Here is a 1,104-nt window from a genome sequence, read left to right on the forward strand (position 1 = left end):
AGGGAGGTTGGTTAAGCGGCTGATGGGTGGGCGTTTGCCGGTGGCGGTGTGGGGCCTGTGATGGTTGTACTCGTGTATCCAGGCGGGCAGTGCGTTTCGGCGGGCTGACTCGCTGGAGTACATCCGTTTGAAGGCCCAGCCCTGGGCCATGGTGCGGTGGAAGCGTTCGATCTTGCCGTTGGTTTGTGGGCGGTAGGGGCGGGTGCGTTTGGGGATGATGCCGAGTTGGGTGCAGGCGTCTCGCCAGGCGTGGCTGCGGTAGCAGCTGCCGTTGTCGGAGAGCACCCGTTGGGTGGTGACGCCGCGGTCGCTGAACCAGTTGACGGCTCTGCGGAGGACACCGATGGCGGTGGTGGCGGTCTCGTCGTCGTGGATTTCGGCGTAGGCGACGCGGCTGTGGTCGTCGATCACGGTGTGTACGAAAGCGGTGCCGATCTTCGGGTTGTGGTGCTTGCTGCGTGGCTTGCCGGCGGTGGCGTTGCGGTTCTTCTTGCCCAGGGCGCGGCCGACGTAGCGCCAGCCGCCGCCGTCGGGGATGTTCCCGAGTTTCTTGACGTCGACGTGCAGCAACGCCCCGGGGGTGGGGTGCTCGTAGCGACGCACGGGTTCGCCGGTCATCCGATCGACGTGCGAAAGCCGATTGAGCCGGCACCGCGTCAGCACGGCATGCACTGTCGATGAGGCCATGTTGAGGCGGTCGGCGATCGCGACCGGTCCGAGTCGGTGTTTCCACCGTAGGTGCACGATCTTGCGGACCAGTGGTTCTGGTGTCTTCCTTGGCTGCGACGCAGGCCGTGACGAACGGTCCTGCATGCCGGCCTCACCGGCCATCCGGTAACGCTCAGCCCACCGCTTCGCGGTCGACCATGAGACGTCATAGCGCTCAGCCGCTCGCGCGACGGGCCAGCCCTGTTCCACCACGAGCTTGGCCAGACGCAGCCGGGCGCGAGGAGTCAACGCTGCGTTAGCGTGAGACACGAGGACCTCCTGGTCTGTGGTGTGGTCGCCTTCAGCAGCTCCACTCCACGACAGGAGGTCCTCGCCGATCAAGATCCGTCAGGTCGTGTCGTCACACAACCTCAACCAACGTGCCTGGGCAGTACA

General features: G+C 65.6%; 1 protein-coding gene. It reads right to left on the reverse strand.

What is annotated here, in order from left to right; all coding sequences use genetic code 11:
* The coding region (locus ACLQ3F_RS31600; protein ID WP_425853361.1) for an IS481 family transposase at positions 1-978 on the reverse strand (978 nt) is incomplete at its 3' end.
* Positions 979-1,104 lie beyond the last annotated feature (126 nt).

Origin of the sequence: Micromonospora sp. DT15 (genome assembly GCF_049841475.1) — a bacterium.
In the GTDB taxonomy this organism is placed as follows: Bacteria; Actinomycetota; Actinomycetes; order Mycobacteriales; family Micromonosporaceae; genus Micromonospora.